Annotated in this window: 4 protein-coding genes; all 4 read left to right on the plus strand. The window is 64.4% G+C overall.

Annotated elements, in window-relative coordinates:
* Positions 1–145 precede the first annotated feature (145 nt).
* Positions 146–367 carry a hypothetical protein gene (locus tag ACYQ2W_RS25840; protein WP_459873876.1) on the plus strand — a complete coding sequence of 74 codons (222 nt, stop codon included), beginning with the start codon at positions 146–148 and terminating at the stop codon, positions 365–367.
* 403 nt (positions 368–770) lie between these two features.
* Positions 771–1,133 carry a hypothetical protein gene (locus ACYQ2W_RS25845; protein WP_459873878.1) on the plus strand — a complete coding sequence of 121 codons (363 nt, stop codon included), beginning with the start codon at positions 771–773 and terminating at the stop codon, positions 1,131–1,133.
* Positions 1,134–1,137: 4 nt separating this feature from the next.
* Positions 1,138–2,241, plus strand: a complete 1,104-nt coding sequence (locus tag ACYQ2W_RS25850; RefSeq protein ID WP_459873880.1) for an AI-2E family transporter — start codon at positions 1,138–1,140, stop codon at positions 2,239–2,241.
* Between the two features lie 32 nt (positions 2,242–2,273).
* A partial coding sequence (locus ACYQ2W_RS25855; RefSeq protein WP_459873882.1) for a response regulator occupies positions 2,274–2,879 on the plus strand: 606 nt, incomplete at its 3' end.

Here is a 2,879-nt window from a genome sequence, read left to right on the forward strand (position 1 = left end):
GGAGCCGCTACCGCCAGGGATGGTGGGTATGCGGCGGGAGGGCAGGGAGCCCGGAGCCGCCGCGCCGCCGGCGGGGGTTGACGGCCTCTTTATTATCGGTATATTAGAAAACAATTATTTTCTAATTCATTTGGTGAGGTGATCCATGAGCGACAACCCTTCGTGCGAGCAGGTGAAACGTAGCGCGCTCGGTTCCGTGCTGCTGCTGCTGGTCGCTTGGCTGGTGCTGCTGTTCGGCGGTGTCGCCGACGCGCTGATCCCCTCCTGGCTCTCCTGGCAGGTCGCCTTCATGGTGCTGTTGCCGCTGGGAGTTGCCGGCCTCCTCTATTCGGTGGCCAGCACCTTCCGGATGAAGAGCTGCTTCTGAATTTCGGCTTCCTCCTTCCTCGATCTTCCCCAAGACCGAGATTCGCCCCGCACCCCCGCGGGGCTTTTTTTGCCCGAGCGGGGAGGTCTGAATGAATCTCCCCCTGGTTACCACGCTCCCCCTGGTTACCACGCTCCGCGTGGTAACCCCCGCGGTGTGGCGATCGATCGACTCGTCCGCTGTAGGACGCAGAGCGTCCAAGGCCGCCGGTTACGACGCAGAGCGTCGCAACCAGGGGTTCCGGGGGAGGGTTGGCAATGCTTCCTCCCGCATCGTCTTGCCCGACGCGTGACGTCCCGGGTCGAATCATTGGCGCCTCCCCCCCCTTTCAGGTTACCTTTTCCTATTGGTTGTCAGTCGGGTCGGCCCGGGAGGTGCGGTGGAAGCCGCGGAGAAGAGATTGTTGAAGTGGTTTTCGGCCCTCGATGGGGAGGGACGAGGGCAGTTGCTCGCCTTCGCGGAGTTTCTCTACGGTCGCCGGCCGAGGAAGCCTGAGGTGGTCGAGCCGCGGGAGATCCCGCGGCCCACTGAGGAGTCGGTGGTGAAGGCGATCCGCCGTCTATCGGAGAGCTATCCCATGCTTGATCGCGGCAAGGTGCTGCACGAGACCTCGATGCTGATGTCGCAGCATGTGATGCAGGGGCGGCCGGCGGTGGAGGTGGTCGACGATCTGGAACTGCTCTTCCGTCGTCACTACGGGGAGTGGCGCCAGTCCGTGGATGAGGCGGAAGGCGAGGACGCCGCAGCGGAAATCACGGGAGGCTGAAGGCATGCAGCCGATCCGCGATTGGTTCCAGCGCTACTTTTCCGATCCCCAGGTGGTCATCCTCGCGCTGTTGCTGGCATTCGGCTTTGCGGTGGTGCTGCTGGCGGGCGACATGCTGTTGCCGGTGCTCGCCGGCGTGGTGGTGGCCTACCTGCTGGAGGGTATCGCCGGTTTTCTCGAGAAGCGGGGGGTGCCGCGGCTGGCGGCGGTGCTGGTGGTCTTCTCGCTGTTCATGGCATTCCTGCTCTTCGTCATCTTCGGTCTGTTGCCGATGCTCTCCCAGCAGGTGAGCCAGCTGATCCAGGAGCTGCCGAAGATGATCGCGCGCGGCCAGGAGGTGCTGCTCAGCCTGCCGGAGCGCTATCCGCAGGTGATCTCCGAGGAGCAGGTACGTCAGGTGATCCAGGCGGTGCGTGGGGAGCTGACCGCCTGGGGGCAGCGGGTGGTGTCGATGTCGCTCGCTTCGGTGGTGGGGTTGATCACCCTGATGGTCTACCTGGTGCTGCTGCCGCTGCTGGTCTTCTTCTTTCTCAAGGACAAGCGCCGGATCATCGGCTGGTTCGTCTCCTATCTGCCGCACAACCGCGAGTTGGCCACCGCGGTGTGGCGGGAGGTGGATGGCCAGATCGGCAACTACGTGCGCGGCAAGTTCTGGGAGATCGTCATCGTCTGGTGGGCCAGCTACATCACCTTTTCGGTGATGGGGCTCAACTACGCCATGTTGCTCGGTCTCGGGGTCGGGTTGTCGGTAATCATCCCTTACATCGGTGCGGTGGTGGTGACCATCCCGGTGGCGCTCATCGCCTACTTCCAGTGGGGATTCACGCCGGAATTCGGTTGGCTGCTGCTCGCCTATGGCATCATTCAGGCGATCGACGGCAACGTGCTGGTGCCGCTGATCTTCTCCGAAGCGGTCAATCTCCATCCGGTGGCGATCATCGTGGCGGTGCTGATGTTCGGAGGGCTTTGGGGGTTCTGGGGAGTCTTCTTCGCGATCCCGCTGGCGACCCTGGTGCAGGCGGTGCTCACCGCGTGGCCGCGGCGACGCAGGCCGGAACGCAAGCCGGAACTCCCGGGTGGCGAGGGTGGCTCGGTCACGGCCGGCTGACAATGAAAGTCTAATAAAAAAGGATCCGCGGGATGTCGGAAACTCCGCGACTGCTTCTGGTCAATGACAACGACGATGCGCGCCGGCTGCTCCGGCGGGCGCTGGAGCGCGGCGGCTTCGAGCGGATCTTCGAGGCGGGGGATGGCCGGATCGCGGTCGGTGCGCTCTCTGCGGAGCCCTTCGACCTGATCGTCACCGACGTCCATATGCCCCATCTGGATGGTTGGCGGCTGGCGCGGATGATCCGCTCGGGGGTGTTCAGCAGCCGTCAGGACGTGCCGATCGTGGTGGTCTCGGCCACCTTCGCCGAGCGCATCGCCCAGGCCACCGCTCGCGAGTATGGCGTCAACCGCTTCCTGGCCCTGGATGAGGCGCGCGACCTCGACGAGGTGGTGCGCGGACTGTTGCGCGAACGTGGCATGGAGTTGAGCAAGCCGCGGCTGCTGGTGATCGAGGATCGACCGGATACCCAGCGGCTGATCGACCGCATCCTCAACAAGCGCTTCGAGGTGGAGATCTGCGGCGACGGCCCGAGCGGGCTGGAGGCGTGGCGCTTGGGACGTCACGACCTGGTGCTGCTGGACGTGATGCTGCCGCGGATGTCGGGCTATCAGGTGCTGCGCGAGATCCTGCGCGAG

The organism is Endothiovibrio diazotrophicus (genome assembly GCF_054657215.1).